Raw genomic sequence first — 18,236 nt, forward strand, 5'->3', positions numbered from 1 at the left:
CCTAAAGATGTTCCCAAGAAAGGGAACACTCAGTGATGCGTCGCATGTTCAATCGCCTGCTTTAATAAGTTCATAATGTGATGGTCGTCTTCTGAATAATACATCGTGGTGCCTTCTCTTCTAAATTTGACTAATCGTAAATTTTTCAAGAATCGCAATTGATGAGATACAGTCGATTGACTCAACCCTAAAGTATTTGCAATATCATTCACGGAATGTTCCTCCGTACATAATAGGTTTAAAATACGAATTCTTGTTGGATCACCCAGCGCTTTAAAGGTTTGTGATACAACAAATAACGTTTCCTCGTCTAAATCTTGAACGTTTTCAACAGATGTCTTTTCATTCATTTCCTTTTCACCTCCAATAAAACATTTACTCACTCATATATGTATATATGATTACATGTTCATATATAGTTTATCCAGTTTGGTAAATGTCAACCCGAAAGCTATTTAGCTCTTTGCTTATTCCTTAATGAGTTTTCTTCATTTTAAATAGAAAAACCCTAGCAACCTTGTTAACGATAGTTGCTAGGCCTAATTTGATTGATTCCTTTCCAGAATAAGCGCTCGATTGCTCTACTTTTATTTGAATTAATTAAGGTACTGTTTCAATATTTGCAAACCTATTTTCAACTCGTCCAATGAGTTTTGGTACTAGATTCTAACATAACTCTGAATTCCGTTAGAATCTAGCACCTGTTTAAATGAAAAAACATTTATTTAGTAATAACCATTTCACCAAACTATGCCCTTCACATTATTTTCTTAACCTCGTCAATTCGCAGGATAAGTAACCCGCTAATAAATAAAACAACCGAACCGATATAAAAAATGATATCAACCGTGAAAATATCGATCAGAAAGCCGCCTGCGATTACCGCAAATCCAGAAAAAATCGAGATCCAAAAATGATAGGACCCAATTTGCTTTCCGCGCTCATTTCCTTCTGTAAAATCAGCAATCAATGCTTTTTCACTTGTTTTTTGCATGGCGCCCAAAACACCTAATAACACCTGTAAAATGTACACTTCCCAGATGCTCGTCACCATCGGGAATAATAAAAATAAGACAGCCGTGCCCCATGCGTTAAATAATAAAAATAGCTTTCGTCCAAATTGATCGGAAACTCTGCCAACTAGGTGATGGACGAATGCCGAACTTAACATAAACATTCCATATGCTAGCCCAAATTGCGAAAAATTCCCGCCTACTTCACGTATGAAAATAATATAGAACGGGAACACAAGACCAGAGCCAAACAACACCCAACTTTGCGAAATAATAATCCACTTTAAATTCATTGTTGATTGTACTCCTCATAAAAGTGATTCATAAACCGCTCTTCCGGATCGAACTCCCTTTTCTTTTCAAAAAAATCATCTATTCGCGGATAAGCAACCCGAATTTGTTGTTGGCTTGGGAACAGTTGATACGTCAGATAATAAGTCCCATCTAATGCCAATGCAGCGTCCACAATTTTACGTGTCGCCTGTTCCATATGAGAAGTTCCTTTTTCGGAAAGCGGATGATTAAACAGCAGAACAAAGGCGAATGTATCTTCGTTTGCATAATTTAAAAAGCCTTCGTCGTGGGCTTTCGTATATCTAACCGTTGCATTTAGTAAGTTCAAATCTTCATCTTCAGCGATTACCTTTAATTCATCCACAAAGCTTACAAAATGATTGATTGGAATAAAATATTCTTGTAAAATATCGGTCTTGTTCGAATCATCGTACTCTAAAAACTCTACAAGCGGTCTCATCGTCGTGTTGCGGGACGTTATTTTCCCCACATTCTTATCGACATGAAATTTGTTTTGGATGTTCCAACTTAACTTCTTCCCCCAATCGAACTTACGGGACAACCCAAATAAGAGCTTATTCCGTTTGACATATTGCTCTTCCTGCAACGTCGTCAGTTCCTTATAGGTTTCTTCATCTGTCGGAAACAACTCATCATCGCTGTTTAATAGTTTGAATGTTGTCGAATACATTTCATCAAATAGCGCATTTGGCACAATGGACAGTCGTGCATAGTGGAGCCCGACGTCTTGATCTGGCAAGATGGTTTCCATAAAGAATTCAGGGTACTTCTCATAATCAATTTTTTCAATTTCTGAAATGTATAAGACATCGTCAGTTAGTTGAAGTGTAACATCTAAAATCACACCGAAAAGACCGTACCCCCCAATAACAAGCGAAAAGAGATCCTTATTTTCAGTGCGACTCACTTCTTTTATCGTCCCGTCAGCCATCAATAATCGAAACGAATCGACTGTTTCAATAATTGTTCCGTATTTTGGATCACGCCCGTGGACATTGGAACTTAACGAACCCCCGACAGTGAATATATTTGACGACTGCATCACCTTGATGGATAACCCATACGGATTGATATAGTCTTGAATTTGTTTCCACGTGATGCCACTTTGTACCGTAATCTTCTTTTCATTTTCATTTAAATCGAGCACCTTGTCATATTCACTCATATCGAGCCACACTGAATCTTCATAAAAGGAATGGCCACCTTGGCTATGTTGCGAGCCAGCGATGGAAATTTTCAAGTCCTTTTCCTTAGCCATTTTTACCACTTCCACTAACGCCTCTTCTTCCTGCCCCTGCACAATTTCTTTCACCTGCGTTGGAAACAAACGACTGACGTCTTGTATTAACAGTTCATCTTTCGTTTTGTTTTGATAAAATGAGAAGATAAATAACATGACGTATCCGATAATACCGAAGAAAATAATTGACCTAACTAAATTTTCTCTCTTCTTCACGGCTTCTCCCCCCTCTGTCAGATTTCGACTTTCCCATGTATTTTTTTCTATCAAAATGAAAAGGTCGAAGCTTGGTATATGACTCAGTTGAGGAAATTCCTCACGTAGGATTTTGGATGTAACACCCTTCGCTATTATATTCGCATGGCTGCACGTTGGAAGAATGAATCAATAAAGATCACAGTAGTCATTGTTGGTTTCGAGGTTAAAATACGAAGCGAGAATTGAGCAGACTCACGGTTGTCTTGGTTTTTCGATAATTTTCTATATCCATATTATACTACACTTTTCGTATACTGAAAAATCTATCATATGTAGGTAGACAACAAAAAAGAACGATATCTCTTGCGTCTTAAGGTAAGACAAAAATAAACAGCCATCGGAACATTCCAATGGCTGTTTATTATTTTGCGCTTTACTAACCAGTAGTTCAAAACTCTGCACAGTTGGCTTATTCTGACCATGGTGAATGTAAAATACAATGACAGAAATTATTATTTTTATATTCTGGTTTAAAATGTTGAATAACATCTTCTTTCATATTGCCAAAAGTCGTTTCTGGCTTATGCTTAAACCCTTCATAAAATGCTGGAATAATTTCCTTTTTGAAATTGTTTCGCGGAAAAGCTTTTATAATCTCTTCACGCAAGTCGGTAGGGAATTGCTCAAAACCATCTCCCATCACATCTAAACCAACACCAGAAAAGAGGAGTGCAACTTCAGATTCCTTATGTTCTGCAACACCAGGTGTCGTGTGTAATGCTATAGCATCCCATACAAGACGAATCGACTCATCTGGAATTTGATATTGCTGCAAAAAGCTTCTAGCTGCATTTGCGCCATCTACTTCAAATCGTAAATCTGGGCTACTGAATTTTTTTGTTAAGCCTAAATCATGGAATAATGCACTAACATACAGTAACTCTAGATCATAATTCTGTTTTGCTTTTGTTCCATTGACCGCACCAAATAAAAACACACGATTAGAATGATTCCATAACAAATCATTCCCATGATCACGTAAAATATCTGCTGCATCTTTTGCCAATTGAGAATCCGGAATTTTGATACCTGCTATTTCTTGTCGCATGATTAAAAACCCCTTCGCAATCTATATTTCTCACTTTCATGAGTTGTCTTCATTGTAAAGAGGAATACATCATCCGTCTATTCTATCATCTCTATGATGATGATAGAAAAAAGCTATAATATAGATCTTTGCAAAGAATTAATCGCATCTTTTTCTGTATGAAAATGAAGCTTTTCGATTTCACGTACTAATAACATAATATATTTACGTGCTGCATAATTGATAAAGCTATTCTTTTTCATCACGAGATAAACTGGTCTCATTAACGCTGGTTTTTCAATACACTGGAAATATAAATCTTTTGTATCATAAAATTCAAATAATGTCCGCGAAACGACACTACTACCAACCCCATTTCGAACAAGCTTCAAGATAGATTCAGTACTAGATGTTTCAATAATAGGCTCTAACCGCCTGCCAAACTCACTACTCGTTTCATCAAGTATTTTTCTGCATTGATGCGTATTTGGAAATAAAATAAGCGCACTATCTAAAACGCTGGAAAATACAATCTTCTGCTCTTCGTTCCTTTGATTACTAATCAAGTAAAATTCTTCATCATATAATTTTGTCATCTGTAACATGTCATTGCGATTAAATGTAAAACCAATACCAAAATCAGCTTGATTCTCCAATACCGCTTTTTCCACCTGATCCGTAGTTTCAATAAACACTTTAATATTCGGATATATTTGGTTGAATTTTACACAAAGGGTGGATACCAAGTCCGTTATTTCCCCCGGTAACACAGCGATTTTCAATTCTCCGATTTCTACATTCGCAAATGCTTTAATTTGAGAAGATATATTTTGTAAAGAACTTTGAATCGTTAATGCTTCTTGTAGAACAATTTCTCCAACCTTTGTAAGTTCAATCTTCTTACCAATGCGGTTGAAAAGTGCATATCCTATCTCTTGTTCAAGCGTCTTAATTTGATGGCTCAAAGTTGGTTGTGAAATACCTAATTTTTCAGCTGCTCTTGTAAAATGTAGTTCTTTACTTACCATTAAAAAGTATTCTAAATGCCGTATTTCGATATTGTTTCAATCCTTTCTAATTAAATTATTATTGTTACTATGCTATCAAAGCTGGTTTAGAAACGCATTTCCTATATAATACTTCTTCCATATAATCAACGGACATATCTGGTTCTTCTACCTCTTCCTTATGGAGAAATTATTTTTTCGGCTAATATGTCTTGCTTCTTTACCACAATGTGTTCTTTGTTGTCAGTGGCGTGATTGGAAATTTCATTCACTAAGACAACTTATCTTGTTTTTTAAATCTGTATGACCTTCACTTGTTATAATCTCCTGGAATTTATTCAACACTCGTACTTTGCCACTACTATCTACAACTATATCAAATTTAGAATCATATGCCATGACTAGAGACAAGCGACTTTATTTAGCCATTTAGAAAAACATCTTCGAGATCTGGTTGATTTGCTAAAATCCGATGAACACCTCAAGTGACTCAGTATACTTTCGCTTAAGTTCAACTAAAGTTCCTTCATTAACAATGAGTCCGTCTTTCATGATAGCGAGCCTGGTACAGATAATACCGGAACAGGTCTCGGATTAACGATTTCCAAACAATTGGTTGAAGCGCACGATGGCCGTATACACGTGAAATCAAATAAACACGGCACAACAATAGCGATTAGACTCCCTTTGATAGAGGAGATTGAGGCTAATTGAATGACTGATTATTTTGAAGCGACTGGTCCTCTCCCTTGTATGCCTTTATGAATACTTTCAAAAACACCTTTAAAAATGCACCAATTTTAAAGGTGTTTTATATTGTCGATATACTTCAGGGTCGATAGCTTCTTTCAATTAATCACTTTGGAAATCCTTTTAAAAATAAAATAGTTCCTCAAACTTTTTATCTAACGCTAAACAAAGTAGTAACGCTAGTCTTGCTGTGGGAACAAATTCTCCTGTTTCGATATTACTAATTGTTTGGCGTGATACACCGACTTTTTCGGCTAGTTTGGCTTGGCTTAATTTTTGCGCTGCACGCACAGTTTTTAAATTGTTATGAAGTACTAATTTTTCGTTCGCCATATTATAAGCCAGGCATTTCTATAAAGACCATGCCTGCTCCTACCAAGAAAATAATAGCTACAATAAACCAATACTTTTTTGAAGTTAACACAAATTTCCCATAACAAAATGCACCAACCATACCAATTAATATACTAAGTAACTCACCGAAACTTTCATTAATTATAATTTTATACACAATCAAAAGGCTAATTACCATATAAGCAAATGCCCCTACAGCTCCTAATGCAAAATCGTTAATATACTTGCGGCCTTCATCCAACTTTTCATTTTGTGCAACTTTTAAAACTTCTTCCTTATTCATTTCGCCACCTCCGCATTTTATGACAAGTCTACTTGACAAGTTAATCATAATTGCTTTGTACATTGTTGTCAAGTAGACTTGTCAATTTTATTTGTCTATCAAATAGAAATTCCCTTGCTCATTTGGAATGCGGGCAAGGGAATTTTAGTTATCGTTAAGTTTTTATATTATAAAAGTTTGTCATTTCAAGGTTTTTTTGTATCGATAGCCATGGGCGATTGTCTTCCCAATGAATTTTTACCGGCATTTTATATGCTTTTGATAATAATTCATCTGTCAAAACTTTTTGCTTTGGTCCCGAAGCTACTACTTTTCCATCACGAAGCAGTACCACGTGTGAAATAACATCGACAATTTCTTCAATATGGTGTGTTACATAAAGTAAATGACAATCATTTTTGACGAGCTCATTCATTAAAAATAGTACTTCTTCACGAGAGAATACATCTAAACCTGTACATGGCTCATCCAGAATGAGGATTTTAGGATCACTCATTAAAGCTCGAGCGATAAGTACCCTTCTTCTTTCTCCCTGTGATAACAAATTATATGGCTTTCCACTCAAATAATCCAAACGCAGTGCAGAAAGTAAAGCGTCCGCTTTTTCCCAGTCTTCAGCTGAAACCTTCTCATACAAACCAAAGGACGCGAATTTACCACTTACAACAATTCTCTCTATTGTTTCACTCTCTAAAATTTGAGAAAACCTTTCCAATGAGCTGCTCACATACCCAATTTCTTTTCGCAGTTCTGGTAAATTCGTCTTGCCAAATTCTTTTCCTAGAACAGTAACATCTCCAGTTGTTGGAAAGTTATAGCCTGTGACGATATTTAATAATGATGTTTTTCCAGAGCCGTTCAATCCTAGAATCGCCCAATGCTCATTTTTCTTTATCTCCCAGTCAATATGGCCTAAAATTTCCTGACCACTTCTTATCCATGATACATCCTTAAAAGTAACCACTCTATCCATATCTTTTCCCCCATTTTTTTAAAAAACGTGCTCATGATTGTCTTCTTAAACATAACTTTCTCCGAGTGTTTTTTATCACTCATTTCAGAATAGTAACATTACTATGTAAATCATGCAAGGAACTCTTTTTCGGACAGCTCATTTACTCTACTTTTATATTTTTATCGCAGCTAATCATCAATATAACTAAACTTTCTCCATTTATTTTAATTTGATTCTGAAAGTGAGATTTTGTATAACTTATCGTCGTTCCCCTCTGGCGTGCCACGTCCATCTGTATTATTGGTAATGAAATATAAATCGTTATCTTCAATGAGCACATCCCGAATTCTGCCAAGTCCAGTGATGACTTCCCACTGTTCACCTGTTTCAGGATCAAATCCTAATATTGCCGTTCCTCTTAATGCTGCCACATACAAATTGCCATCATAAAAACCCATTCCAGACGGCGCCCAAGTTGCTCCATCTCCGGAAGTGAATAGCGGTGAAACCATACCTTCCTTTTCCTCATGGCCTTCAATGGTCGGCCAACCGTAATTTTGACCGCCTTCTATTTTATTGACTTCATCATTTGCAGAATTACCGTGCTCACTCGCATATAGCGTGCCATCAGGCGACCATGCAAGCCCTTGAGGATTTCGGTGTCCATAACTATAAATATAAGAATTTTGAAATGGATTATCACTTGGAATAGACCCATCAAGATTCATTCTTAAAATTTTTCCACCTAACGAATTGTTGTCTTGTGCAATACCACTCTCAGATGCATCACCTGCTGTTGCATAAAGTTTTCCATCAGGTCCAATTTTAAGTCTGCCGCCATGATGATAGGAACCACTCGGGATTTTATCAAGAAGTAAGCGCTCTTCCCTCCACACATTATCTTCCAAATGGAGTGTGATGATACGGTTAAATTGTCCGTCGCTGTCTGCATACGTATAGTAGGCATAAGCTAGGTTCGATTCTGAAAAGTCAGGAGCAAGCACAAACCCGAGTAGACCGGCCTCCGAAGCTGTTGCCAGTTCTTTCTCAAGCTCTATGCTTTGCCGTTCAATTTCTCCACTCTCTATTTTTACGATGTTTCCTGGTCTTTCCGTCAAATAGAATGTATTTCCAAACTTTTCAATAGACCAAGGCGCTTCAAGATTTTCCGCTACCACTTCCTGTTTCTGATTTCCCTGCTCATCTGTAGTTCTTTCCTGTTCATCCCCGGGATCTTGTTGTCCATTTTCAGAACAGCCAGCAAGTAGAAGTATTGCAAACAAAGATATTGCTATGATCTTATTCAACTTAATCACCTCTCCCTTTCATGAACAACAGACCAAAGGCCCGCCCTTTTCGCCCCAAAGTGTAATGTGTGTCACAAATATAGATTCACATGCTATAACTGATTGAATGGTGATTGAAAAACCATCCGGAGACATCTTGTTTCTCCCACTCTTTTTCTTTCTCCTAATGTATCCTGCGTAAAGGCGTTTTCTCCATTGTTGTTTTACTTCGTTTTTACAGAATAGCGAATCCATAATGTACCATGTTCCAATTCTTTAACGGATTCAAGTTGAAAAGCTGTTTCCTTAATGTTGGAATATGGTTCTTTTGCTGCGAAGAATCGGTGGCCGTCTGGATCACCATTTGCGATAGGAGCCAAGATGACACTAACTTCATCAACCAGTCCACTTTGAACGAAAGACCAGTTCATCGTTCCGCCTCCTCCAACCATCATTCGCTTGATATCGAAGAGGTTGTAGAACTTGTCCAGCATCACTTCATAAACAATTTGATTTTTACCAGCAATAATATATGATATCTTTTTCTTTCTGAGGAAATCCTTATAGGCGTTTGATGCTTGCTCCGTTAAAACTTCTACAATGTGAGAAGGGACACCGCCATAGCCAAAGGTATTCTCTTCAAAGGCTAATTCTCCTCGTGGATCTATTGATAAGTAATACATGGGCGCATCGGGGACTGCCACATAATCCCCTTCAGGAACGGGATCTGCGTTTTCATCTACCTCTGGTTCCTTATAAAAAGTCATGTTGTCTTCTGTTGTCGTTTTACCGTTCAAATAGCCTTGTATTTCAAACTGTTGTTTTTCAGGGTCCAGTGAAAGTTCTTGATATTGTCGACTCGCCTCTTCAAATTCTCGCAAATCCATAATATCCAGATTGCCATCAATGGACGTATGTGTGTGTATAATAACATAAGGTTTGTTCATCAATAATCCTCCTAATTTTTTATTAAATGCAGTAATCGTAAAATTTAAATGATCGCTTTACGTTTGAATCTCCTCAATTTACACTTCCCTAATTTGACCAAGTTAGTTATGATTTCTCGTTGTTCATTCGTCTCAAGATCAAATTCCAATACGGCAAATCCTCTACCTACGCAATTACATAATAAACTGAAATGATTTGAATATCCAATACCTATACCAAATATGTTCGCATGCCTATCGGGTATATGTATACCTAGAAAATTGTTACAGAGATCCGAGTCTTACGCTATTTCATTGCTGTAGCAAATGGAATTACTAACCCAACTACCAACAGTTCATTTTTAAAAAGGTAAATGTGTGAGGCATACTCTTAAACCCTCGATATTTCGTCCTTTACATCATGATATATCAGAAAAAGCGCAAGGAAATTTAATAATTTCCTTGCGCTTTTCTTGGTGAAAAATCAAGTTGTTAAATCATGTCGTAATCCCTTTAAAAACGCGCGACTCGCAGGCGATAATGCTTGATTTTTCTTCCAAACAAGATTTAAATTTGCTTCCAATGGTGGATCTAATGGCGCAAATTGAAGCGTTTGATTAGATGATGAATCAATAAGTCGATCTATACACAAAGCATAACCCAATCCTTCTTCTACCATAATAGCAGCATTAAAAATAAGATTATAGGTTGCAACAATTGGATTTTGATTGATATTTCGCCCAAGCCAACCAGAGAGTTGATTATCAACAATACTTTGGCGAGAGACGAGAAGTGGTTGATTGGTTATATCACTCGGGTTTATGACCTTTTTATGTGCAAGCGGGCTATCGCGTCTCATTAGAATTCCCCACTGATCCTGATACGGTAGTTCAATGAAATCATAATGATTTTTGTCTGTCGGGTCGATTAATAATCCAAAATCGAGTAAACCATTTTCTATTCGTTCAGAAACATCATCTGCATTGCCACTGTATAGATGAAAGATAATATTGGGATACTTTGATTGCAGTTTATTAAAAGTCTTCGCGATGATGCGCATGCCCTCAGTCTCACCACATCCAATTGCAATTTGACCATGAATATCCTCAGAGGATTCACTTAGATTGTGTTCGGTTCTATCAACTAACTCAATAATTTCTTTCGCCTTTTGAAGTAAATAGTGGCCTGATTCTGTAAGTATAATTTCACGATTACCGCGAATAAATAAAGGCGTTTCTAATCTTTCTTCCAATTCTTTGAGTTGGCGAGAAAGCGTCGGTTGTGTCAAATGCAGCGATTCAGCGGCTTTTGAAATATTCCGCTCATTGGCTAAAGCAACAAAATAACGTAACACTCGTATCTCCATAATATCCCCCTTCACCATGATATGCTCAATAAGCATATGAACGTATTTGGTATAGGTATTTGTTTTCCTAATCATATCATTCTACAATTTAAATAGAAAAGAATAAATTAAAAGGTGGTCTTTAACTATGGAAATGGATGATTTTATTGAGTTTTGCAAGCAAGGTAATCCGATTTCGGGTGAAGATAAAGAGTTACATGGGCTATTAACTCAAAATAGTTATGAAGCCATAAGGATAACGACCGAATTGAATACATCCGCTCATTCTAAAGAAGAAGTAGTCGATATCTTTAGTGAACTAACCGGTAACAAAGTTGATCCCTCTTTTATGTGTTTTCCACCATTCCACACAGACTTTGGTAAGAATATTACCATTGGAAAAAACGTGTTTTTTAACACAGGCTGTTCATTTCAAGATAGGGGTGGAATTAGCATAGGAGACGGTTCAATGTTAGGTATGAATGTCACGATTGCTACACTTAATCATGGGATAGATTTGGAGACAAGAAACACAACATTTTCCTTTCCAGTTGTAATTGGGAAGAATGTTTGGATTGGGTCAAGCGCAACAATCCTACCCGGGGTGACGATTGGGGAAAACTCTGTTGTGGCAGCGGGAGCAGTTGTCACTAAGGATGTTCCAGAAAATACTGTTGTTGCAGGCGTTCCAGCCAAATTTATGAAGAGGATATAATTAATGAAAAGGTTAGGAATTGCTTTAATTATTTTAGCAATCGTTGCCTTGTTCTTCTTTTTCATACTTCCTGTTGGTCAAAATATAGAGGAGGAATCACAAATGATTACTGGGGATTCAGAAAAAAAAATACGATTGGAATTTGATGACAAAGAGATTTTAGTATTGCTTGAAAACAATCATTCCGCCAATGCATTTTATGATCGTCTCCCATTGGAATTTGAATTCAAAGATTACGCGCACACCGAAAAAGTAACAGATTTATTAGAGCCCTTACCTAAGCCAGAAGGTAATTTTGGATATGATCCGAATCTTGGAGATTTCGCCTACTATGCGCCATGGGAAGGACTCGTATTTTATTATAAGGATTTCCGATACTCTACTGGGATTATTAAATTAGGCGAAATTGTCGCAGGGTTAGACTACCTCACGGACATGGAAGGAAACGTCTTTATATCAAAGGCGGATTAACTAGACTTTCAGAAAGTCACTTTGTTTATTCAACTATGACCTACAAAATAGAAATTTAGGAGAATGTATAATGAGTAAATTATGGACAGAATTAAAAGTTGGAAATATGACATTACCGCACCGTTTAGCAATGGCACCAATGACAAGAAGCCGCGCTTTAGATGATGGCGTACCTGGAGAATTTACTGCGGAATACTATGGACAACGCGCAAGTTTAGGTTTGATCATTAGTGAAGGGACACAGCCATCAGATGATGGTCAAGGGTATATTAACACACCCGGAATCTATACGGAAGCACATATTGAGGGATGGAAAAAAATCGCGAGTCGTGTTCACGAGGAAGGCGGCCACATTTTCATTCAACTCATGCATGTTGGACGTATCTCACATCCCGATAATACGCCCCATCACCGTCAGCCTGTCGCACCATCTGCTATTGCACCTAAAGTTGAGATGTTTACCGCTGAAGGGATGAAAGAGGCGCCAACTCCTAGGGCATTCAGCAAAGAGGAGATCAATGAAGTCATTCAAGAATTTCGCACAGCTGCTTCTGCCGCAATAAAAGCTGGAGCTGATGGTGTTGAAATACACGGTGCGAATGGTTATTTGATTCAACAATTTCTAAGTGAAAATTCAAATCACCGAAATGATGAGTATGGCGGTACGATTGAAAATCGAGCTCGTTTTGCCATTGAAGTAACGAAAGCCGTTGTTGATGAGATTGGCGCAGACAAAACAGGCTTCAGAATATCTCCTTCCTCACCATTACATGACATTGACGAGGGCGAATCTGGTCCTGATGTATATCGCTACCTTGTTGCTGAATTAGAAAAATTGGATTTAGCTTATCTTCATATTATGCACGTTGGGAATGAGCCTTTGTTAAAAGATCTTCGTCAGTTATGGTCAAATCCATTACTCGTAAACCGAGCTGGACGTCCACTTGAACAACTTACAACAGATCTCGATCATGATTTAGCAGATATGGTTCCTGTAGGGGCATGGGCGCTTGCGAATCCAGATTTTGTAGAGAGAATAAAGAACAATGCCCCACTGAATGAAGCAGATCGTAATACGTTTTATGGTGGCGGTGCCGAAGGGTATACGGATTATCCGTTTTTAAGTAAATAATCAAATTCAATCCAGAAATGATTACTAATCAGTAACCGTTCCTAAAAATATAGACATCCGTGTACAAAGCCACAATAACTTACATCTATATTGTTCCAAGGATTGAAACCTCGGCACGCAAAACGAACAGAGCTTTTTGCGAATCGCGTCAGGGAATCACACCCTGATTCAAGAATAAAAACATCCGTACTAGATTAGTCTTTCGACCGACCTAGACTTCAACGTCTTTGTCGCATTGCAATACTACGCACCTTAACGGTTCCATAGTACGGCAAAGGATGCCGAATCCATCCGACACTCTAGAAAAGCTGTTAGCTACGCTACTAAAATAAGGACAAACAAATTTGGAGTACGTGGTATCTTTCTTCCTTGCAGGTTCAGAGAAGCGTTGCTCCAAACTTTTTAAAAGAGCGGTGCTGGGTTTAAATATCTGCTTTTAATAATTCGATTTTATCGTGAAATGAATAACTTTTTCTCCAATGGGCCGTGATTGTTCGCCAATTGCTGAAATGGGATTTTTCTTTGTTGAAATGTCTAGGAAGGGATAAAGCGGTATCGTACTTTGGTTTTTCTGTTTTAAAATAATAGCCTCTTCTTGCAATCATACAAGCTGCGGCTCCATGGGAGCTTAGTCCATATCTCGTCATAAATTTCACGTGGCCGATTTGGCTTGTGTAAGCCGGATTGATCCTTTGAACTTGCACACCAAGCTTTTTCGCCTTGGATTCTATCATTCTGTTAAAGGAACTGTAGGCGAATCCCGACAACATACGAGCGTATTTGGGTCCCATTTCTCTGAGCCCGCTTTTCTTTTTAGTGAAATTCAATTTCTCAATGACCACGTTTTTCTGTACTTCAGCCGCATAGTCTAGGATCTGTTTAAGGGCGTCACTCATTGATGCCTCGATTTGATGTTTGGTACGGCTATACATTGGAACATCGATTTTCCAGTCTTTGATGGGATTTCCGAACCGATCAATTTCACAAATAGAAAAAAAACCGGCATTCAAGTCGATTCCGATTAATCCGTTGTCCCTGGATGTAGTTGCTTTCGGGGTGTCGATATCGACCGTTGCATTCAGATACCATCCTTTTTTCTTCTTTAAAAGGCGATACGTAATCGACCGGAAGTATTTTTGGGGTTTCCCGCGCCTGGTGACTCCTGCATACTTGATTTTCGCCTTATCTAATTGTTGTTGGCCATATGGAAAATGAATTTGTGGCAAGTTCACATATTTTCCGTACTTTGGAATGAAGGCATCGGCGACACGCAACCTTAAATTATTTTCTAAATCATAGGTAGCCGTCTGATTTCCAAAGGTTTCATCTTTGGAACCGATTACCATGAATTGTGCGCTTCGCGCTTCATCCCACTCGATTTTCCATTCGTTATGTGTTCTATATTGGTTTTCAATTAAGTGAAATTGTTTGTGAAACAATTTTTTGGAACCAAAACAAATACGGAGTGTATTGGTTTCCTCGTCTGTTTTCAAACGGTGTAATTTTTGTTGTAGATTTCTTAGTCTTCTTTTCTTTTGATGAAGAACAAACTTTGTGCGTCTATATTTTTTCAAGTGCTTTTCATACCGGGAATCACTTCGTTTGATTGTTTGTAGCTTTACAAACTGCTTTTCTTTTTGTTTTTCTCTTTTCCTTATGAAAAGTTGTGCAGATTTAACTTTGTCTTCCACATCTTGAATATCCACTTTTCTTTTTTCTTTCAATGATGATACTTTTCCATCTAGTTGCATTCGTATTGAATTAAATTGCCGCGAAGTGATGCCGTATTCTTTCGAGAAGGTCTTTTTCAAAGAAGCAGGGGCTATGCCCTTTATATGGCTTTGAACAAATAACTTTCTTTCTAACATACCAAAAAACTTACCGTACTCTTCAAAATACATATCCGTGGTTAGCTGATCATTCAGTTGGACGTTTTTGATTTTCGTCTGGTAAGTTTGCAACATTTTCTACCGCTCCCTTTATTTGGTTTTCTAGTAATTTGTTTTTATAACTAAAAATCCCGTAGACTTTTCCGGAGAAAATCACAAGAATGAGCTTTCCTAGCCTAATCCCATTTTTGTAACTTCTTTCCAATTACGCCCAATACATCCGCGGCTTCGTTCAATCTATATAACTTTTCCATACTTAAATTATAAACTTAGTCACAACATTTTGTCTACTGATGTATGCGGTTCTGGTAACTGCTGAAAACCCTATTTTTTTATAATTTTGGATGATTGATCTTTATACCAATAAAAAAAGTATACAGTCGCCATGAAATAAGAAGACGCGGCGAGCAAACTTTCTCACGCCATCTTTGCCTTCAGGAATACCTTCCGCGACAATTTCATCTTGAAAATCACCCTTGTGTCTTCTGACGGTATGGGGTGATTTTCTTGTTTTCTAATACAATTAGTCGTCATCCATATTGACAAAAAGTGTATGATAATTAAGCATGCCCTTGATTTGTTTAATATTTATTCTCTCACCCTCTAAGAATCGATTGAAATCAAAGATAACCGGCATTCGATTACCACCAATTGCAAACAAAGCCTTCTTTTCTCTTGGAAGATAAGCAGATGTGTGTATTGTTCCTGCAGAAGCATCATATTTGCTGGAAAATATCTCTTTTTCTTGATCGTTCAACCTTCGATATGCCTTATATACATCTGGATTATCACTTATCTGACGTTCCAATACTTTCTGTCTTCTCAAAGAATCGCCTGTACGATAGCGGTTTTCTTCTGTTAATACTTCAAAATGATTCGTACTAATATTCGACTTCCTCGCGATTACTTGTCTCGGCGAAGCTTCTACAACAAATGTTTCACCACTTGGATCCACCAATACATAATTAAATGACGTACGATGGGGAATTTCTTTTAATAAAGTGATTGCCTCTTCTACATCGGCACAAGTTTCTAAAATAATCCGGCCAATCATATTGCAGACAAATCCATTTTCCGAGCCTACTCGGTTAATAAAGTTGTAGCCCATTGCAAGCCCTTTTTCATTCATTCCATCGGTACGTCCTGTGATTTGCATTGAAGGACCTATCGTCGCATATCCCGTATCTGTTGGCTGATAAACGACATACCGCCCTTCGTAGTAACCAGGATGACTGTCATAATTTCGGATCATAAATTTGGATCCTGTTAAAATAGAGCAGCCACTTTTCTCATAATCGACATAATAACCGCCAAATTCTCTGAGCGCATCCTCCATTGTCCAATTGAGTGCATCTGCTAGCCCCTGTAGCTCATCTAACATACTAGGAAGAAATTTGGAAAATAGTTGAACTGCCTCTTCTTCATTTATAGCAAAATGATGTTTTCTCCTTTCAGCCCATTGTTTTTCACGATTAAACAAGATTGGAGACTTCTTTAACAACTCCCCCTGCATATAACCGAAATCATAATGATTTCCTCTAAACTGAACGACATCGCTATGATAATGATTCATATACACCATCTCCTCGTTATAAATAAAGTGAAACTCAATCCGTGGGGGTTTTCCTCATCCCCGAAAGAAGAATGCAGTTCAATTCTTCCTAACGGATTGTTAGTTGAACCAATCGGGCTTTTACGGGCAGTTGATCGCCCACCTAGCCTTATCGTTTTCCTCAAGTCTTGAGGTGGGCGTCTTACTGCCCGTTAATGTGGGATAAAGTGAAACTTCAATAAGTGGGATGATCTCCCCCACTTATTGTTAGTTGAACCAATCGGGCTTTTACGGGCAGTTGACTCCCACCTATCCCTATCGTTTAACTCAAGTCTTGAGGTGGGCGTCTTACTGCCCGTTAATGCGGGATAAAAAAGGATAATAGAGTCTTCTTACTCGAATTTTCCTTCCCTATAATCTTTGTAAGCCTGTGCAATCTCTTCTTCCGAATTCATCACAAATGGACTGCGTGCGACAACTTTTTCTCCAATTGGTTGTCCAGCATATAAAAGGGCGCGCAGTTTTTCTGTTGCATGAATGGTCACTTCAGTTTTTTCTTCACCCAATCCACGGTCAAGCCAAAGAATTTGCCCTTTTTCACCTACCGCATTGTCTTTACCAAACATTCCTTTACCATCTAAAATATAAAGAAACCCATTATAATTTCCAGGTAAATCTTGTATAACCGTCACACCTGCATCAACATTAAATTCTACCATCGTGACAGGTACGTGATTTTTCGTATTAGCCGATACACCCATCGAAGATCCCGAAAACACACGCATCGTTGCCCCGTCCTCGTGTCGAACTGGCATATCCTGTCCGCGCATATTTTGATAACGTGGTTGAGTCATTTTCTTGTCACTTGGAAGATTGACCCATAGTTGTAGGACATGGGCAACTTCGTCAGCAGCCGGGTCCTCCGTATGAATAATCCCTTTACCAGCTGTCATCCACTGGACATCACCAGGTTCTAGAACACCTTCACCTACTTTGTTATCCATATGTTCAAGCTTTCCATCAATCACATATGTGACAGTTTCAATACCGCGGTGCGGGTGCATTCCAAATGTGCCGCGTACAAAATGATCTTCTGCCATCAATAAAAATGGATCTACGTCCTCCCAGTGATTCGGCTCAATTACTAACCCAACTTTATGACCTGGTGATCTTTCTTCAACTATGACATCTCTAACACTTCTAATTCCTCTCAACGCTATGTTTTTCTTACTCATTTTTAACAGCCTCCCACAATTATTTTAAAGTGAGTGTATAGGTCTTATATGAAACAGTTGCATTTAATTGTACTTTACGTCAAGATCAACATTCCTCCAAATTATCCGCTCTTTATTAATTGAATGATCTTTCTTTTCACGTCTTTGAATTTCGGTAAGTTATTAAAATCTACTATTCTTGTAAACAATGAAAAAGTTGAAGATCCGGTACTCGGCTCCTCAACCCATGCGCGTTCTTACACGTTAAAAAACGTGTATCCATTAAACTCTGTTTTTGGTAAGGGATTTAATTGTAATCCAACCGTATGATGATCAAAAGCGATTTGCGCCAGTCCACGCGTCATATCTGCAACATCCATTGACGCCATTTCCTCCAACGAACTCACTATCATCCCGCCCCTTTAGGAAGCGGGCTTTTTCGTTCGTAAGTTCTGTAATTCGATGTGGCATTTCCACTGAACTTTTTGAACAACCTCTAAAAAA

Annotated in this window: 19 protein-coding genes; 4 read left to right on the forward strand and 15 right to left on the reverse strand. The window is 37.9% G+C overall.

Translation table 11 applies throughout. From position 1 onward, the window contains the following. Positions 1-29: 29 nt before the first annotated feature. The 5 genes from AC25Y1_RS09800 to AC25Y1_RS09820 form a co-directional block, all read right to left on the reverse strand. On the reverse strand, positions 30-350 hold the full coding sequence (locus AC25Y1_RS09800; RefSeq protein WP_488147794.1) for an ArsR/SmtB family transcription factor: 321 nt from the start codon (positions 348-350) through the stop codon (positions 30-32). A gap of 407 nt (positions 351-757) precedes the next feature. Then, positions 758-1,306 carry an MFS transporter gene (locus AC25Y1_RS09805; protein ID WP_488147795.1) on the reverse strand — a complete coding sequence of 183 codons (549 nt, stop codon included), beginning with the start codon at positions 1,304-1,306 and terminating at the stop codon, positions 758-760. Beyond that, on the reverse strand, positions 1,303-2,784 hold the full coding sequence (locus AC25Y1_RS09810) for an FAD-binding oxidoreductase (RefSeq protein ID WP_488147796.1): 1,482 nt from the start codon (positions 2,782-2,784) through the stop codon (positions 1,303-1,305). The genes AC25Y1_RS09805 and AC25Y1_RS09810 overlap by 4 nt, the downstream gene beginning before the upstream one ends. Before the next feature lie 451 nt (positions 2,785-3,235). After that, positions 3,236-3,874, reverse strand: coding sequence for an HD domain-containing protein (locus AC25Y1_RS09815; protein ID WP_488147797.1), 639 nt, complete (start codon positions 3,872-3,874; stop codon positions 3,236-3,238). A gap of 113 nt (positions 3,875-3,987) precedes the next feature. After that, positions 3,988-4,911: a LysR family transcriptional regulator gene (locus AC25Y1_RS09820; protein ID WP_488147862.1), complete on the reverse strand. Its 924-nt coding sequence runs from the start codon at positions 4,909-4,911 to the stop codon at positions 3,988-3,990. Between the two features lie 561 nt (positions 4,912-5,472). Between AC25Y1_RS09820 and AC25Y1_RS09825 the strand changes: the two genes are divergently transcribed. Next, the gene (locus AC25Y1_RS09825) at positions 5,473-5,574 is read left to right on the forward strand and encodes a hypothetical protein (RefSeq protein ID WP_488147798.1); all 102 of its coding nucleotides are present in this window, start codon (positions 5,473-5,475) and stop codon (positions 5,572-5,574) included. Positions 5,575-5,733: 159 nt separating this feature from the next. Here AC25Y1_RS09825 and AC25Y1_RS09830 read toward each other — a convergent pair whose 3' ends face one another. The 6 genes from AC25Y1_RS09830 to AC25Y1_RS09855 all read right to left on the reverse strand — a co-directional run bounded on the left by AC25Y1_RS09830 (position 5,734) and on the right by AC25Y1_RS09855 (position 10,780). Beyond that, positions 5,734-5,943, reverse strand: coding sequence for a helix-turn-helix transcriptional regulator (locus AC25Y1_RS09830; RefSeq protein WP_488147799.1), 210 nt, complete (start codon positions 5,941-5,943; stop codon positions 5,734-5,736). 1 nt (position 5,944) lies between these two features. Beyond that, the gene (locus AC25Y1_RS09835) at positions 5,945-6,247 is read right to left on the reverse strand and encodes a DUF6442 family protein (protein ID WP_488147800.1); all 303 of its coding nucleotides are present in this window, start codon (positions 6,245-6,247) and stop codon (positions 5,945-5,947) included. Positions 6,248-6,401: 154 nt separating this feature from the next. Further along, complete coding sequence (locus AC25Y1_RS09840) at positions 6,402-7,220, reverse strand: ABC transporter ATP-binding protein (RefSeq protein ID WP_488147801.1); 819 nt, start codon at positions 7,218-7,220, stop codon at positions 6,402-6,404. A gap of 206 nt (positions 7,221-7,426) precedes the next feature. Beyond that, on the reverse strand, positions 7,427-8,509 hold the full coding sequence (locus AC25Y1_RS09845) for a PQQ-dependent sugar dehydrogenase (RefSeq protein ID WP_488147802.1): 1,083 nt from the start codon (positions 8,507-8,509) through the stop codon (positions 7,427-7,429). A gap of 203 nt (positions 8,510-8,712) precedes the next feature. Beyond that, complete coding sequence (locus AC25Y1_RS09850) at positions 8,713-9,435, reverse strand: dihydrofolate reductase family protein (RefSeq protein ID WP_488147803.1); 723 nt, start codon at positions 9,433-9,435, stop codon at positions 8,713-8,715. Between the two features lie 463 nt (positions 9,436-9,898). Continuing rightward, a complete protein-coding gene (locus AC25Y1_RS09855) occupies positions 9,899-10,780 on the reverse strand; it encodes a LysR family transcriptional regulator (protein ID WP_488147804.1) in 882 nt (293 codons plus the stop codon). 127 nt (positions 10,781-10,907) lie between these two features. On the opposite strand from AC25Y1_RS09855, the gene AC25Y1_RS09860 reads away from it, so the two are divergent. The 3 genes from AC25Y1_RS09860 (at position 10,908) to AC25Y1_RS09870 (ending at position 13,077) form a co-directional block, all read left to right on the forward strand. Next, the gene (locus AC25Y1_RS09860) at positions 10,908-11,474 is read left to right on the forward strand and encodes a sugar O-acetyltransferase (RefSeq protein WP_488147805.1); all 567 of its coding nucleotides are present in this window, start codon (positions 10,908-10,910) and stop codon (positions 11,472-11,474) included. A gap of 3 nt (positions 11,475-11,477) precedes the next feature. After that, the gene (locus AC25Y1_RS09865) at positions 11,478-11,945 is read left to right on the forward strand and encodes a cyclophilin-like fold protein (RefSeq protein WP_488147806.1); all 468 of its coding nucleotides are present in this window, start codon (positions 11,478-11,480) and stop codon (positions 11,943-11,945) included. 70 nt (positions 11,946-12,015) lie between these two features. Next, positions 12,016-13,077: an alkene reductase gene (locus AC25Y1_RS09870; RefSeq protein WP_488147807.1), complete on the forward strand. Its 1,062-nt coding sequence runs from the start codon at positions 12,016-12,018 to the stop codon at positions 13,075-13,077. 422 nt (positions 13,078-13,499) lie between these two features. Here the strand turns inward: AC25Y1_RS09870 and AC25Y1_RS09875 are convergent, their stop codons facing one another. The 4 genes from AC25Y1_RS09875 to AC25Y1_RS09890 form a co-directional block, all read right to left on the reverse strand. Then, positions 13,500-15,041 (reverse strand): IS200/IS605 family accessory protein TnpB-related protein, encoded by a 1,542-nt coding sequence (locus AC25Y1_RS09875; protein ID WP_488147808.1) that lies wholly within the window; start codon positions 15,039-15,041, stop codon positions 13,500-13,502. A gap of 448 nt (positions 15,042-15,489) precedes the next feature. Beyond that, positions 15,490-16,539, reverse strand: coding sequence for a C45 family autoproteolytic acyltransferase/hydrolase (locus tag AC25Y1_RS09880; RefSeq protein ID WP_488147809.1), 1,050 nt, complete (start codon positions 16,537-16,539; stop codon positions 15,490-15,492). Positions 16,540-16,910: 371 nt separating this feature from the next. Continuing rightward, a complete protein-coding gene (locus tag AC25Y1_RS09885; protein ID WP_488147810.1) occupies positions 16,911-17,753 on the reverse strand; it encodes a pirin family protein in 843 nt (280 codons plus the stop codon). Between the two features lie 236 nt (positions 17,754-17,989). Beyond that, positions 17,990-18,139, reverse strand: coding sequence for a hypothetical protein (locus tag AC25Y1_RS09890; protein ID WP_488147811.1), 150 nt, complete (start codon positions 18,137-18,139; stop codon positions 17,990-17,992). Positions 18,140-18,236: the final 97 nt, after the last annotated feature.

The sequence above is a fragment of the Sporosarcina sp. Y1009 genome, from assembly GCF_057669865.1.

Bases quoted from the DNA above. Each gene is read 5' to 3' on its own strand.
- AC25Y1_RS09805 (WP_488147795.1), bottom strand. From the start codon at position 1,306: ATGAATTTAAAGTGGATTATTATTTCGCAAAGTTGGGTGTTGTTTGGC.
- AC25Y1_RS09875 (WP_488147808.1), bottom strand. From the start codon at position 15,041: ATGTTGCAAACTTACCAGACGAAAATCAAAAACGTCCAACTGAATGAT.
- AC25Y1_RS09800 (WP_488147794.1), bottom strand. From the start codon at position 350: ATGAATGAAAAGACATCTGTTGAAAACGTTCAAGATTTAGACGAGGAA.
- AC25Y1_RS09850 (WP_488147803.1), bottom strand. From the start codon at position 9,435: ATGAACAAACCTTATGTTATTATACACACACATACGTCCATTGATGGC.
- AC25Y1_RS09840 (WP_488147801.1), bottom strand. From the start codon at position 7,220: ATGGATAGAGTGGTTACTTTTAAGGATGTATCATGGATAAGAAGTGGT.
- AC25Y1_RS09860 (WP_488147805.1), top strand. From the start codon at position 10,908: ATGGAAATGGATGATTTTATTGAGTTTTGCAAGCAAGGTAATCCGATT.
- AC25Y1_RS09885 (WP_488147810.1), bottom strand. From the start codon at position 17,753: ATGAGTAAGAAAAACATAGCGTTGAGAGGAATTAGAAGTGTTAGAGAT.
- AC25Y1_RS09835 (WP_488147800.1), bottom strand. From the start codon at position 6,247: ATGAATAAGGAAGAAGTTTTAAAAGTTGCACAAAATGAAAAGTTGGAT.
- AC25Y1_RS09855 (WP_488147804.1), bottom strand. From the start codon at position 10,780: ATGGAGATACGAGTGTTACGTTATTTTGTTGCTTTAGCCAATGAGCGG.
- AC25Y1_RS09880 (WP_488147809.1), bottom strand. From the start codon at position 16,539: ATGAATCATTATCATAGCGATGTCGTTCAGTTTAGAGGAAATCATTAT.
- AC25Y1_RS09865 (WP_488147806.1), top strand. From the start codon at position 11,478: ATGAAAAGGTTAGGAATTGCTTTAATTATTTTAGCAATCGTTGCCTTG.
- AC25Y1_RS09815 (WP_488147797.1), bottom strand. From the start codon at position 3,874: ATGCGACAAGAAATAGCAGGTATCAAAATTCCGGATTCTCAATTGGCA.
- AC25Y1_RS09870 (WP_488147807.1), top strand. From the start codon at position 12,016: ATGAGTAAATTATGGACAGAATTAAAAGTTGGAAATATGACATTACCG.
- AC25Y1_RS09830 (WP_488147799.1), bottom strand. From the start codon at position 5,943: ATGGCGAACGAAAAATTAGTACTTCATAACAATTTAAAAACTGTGCGT.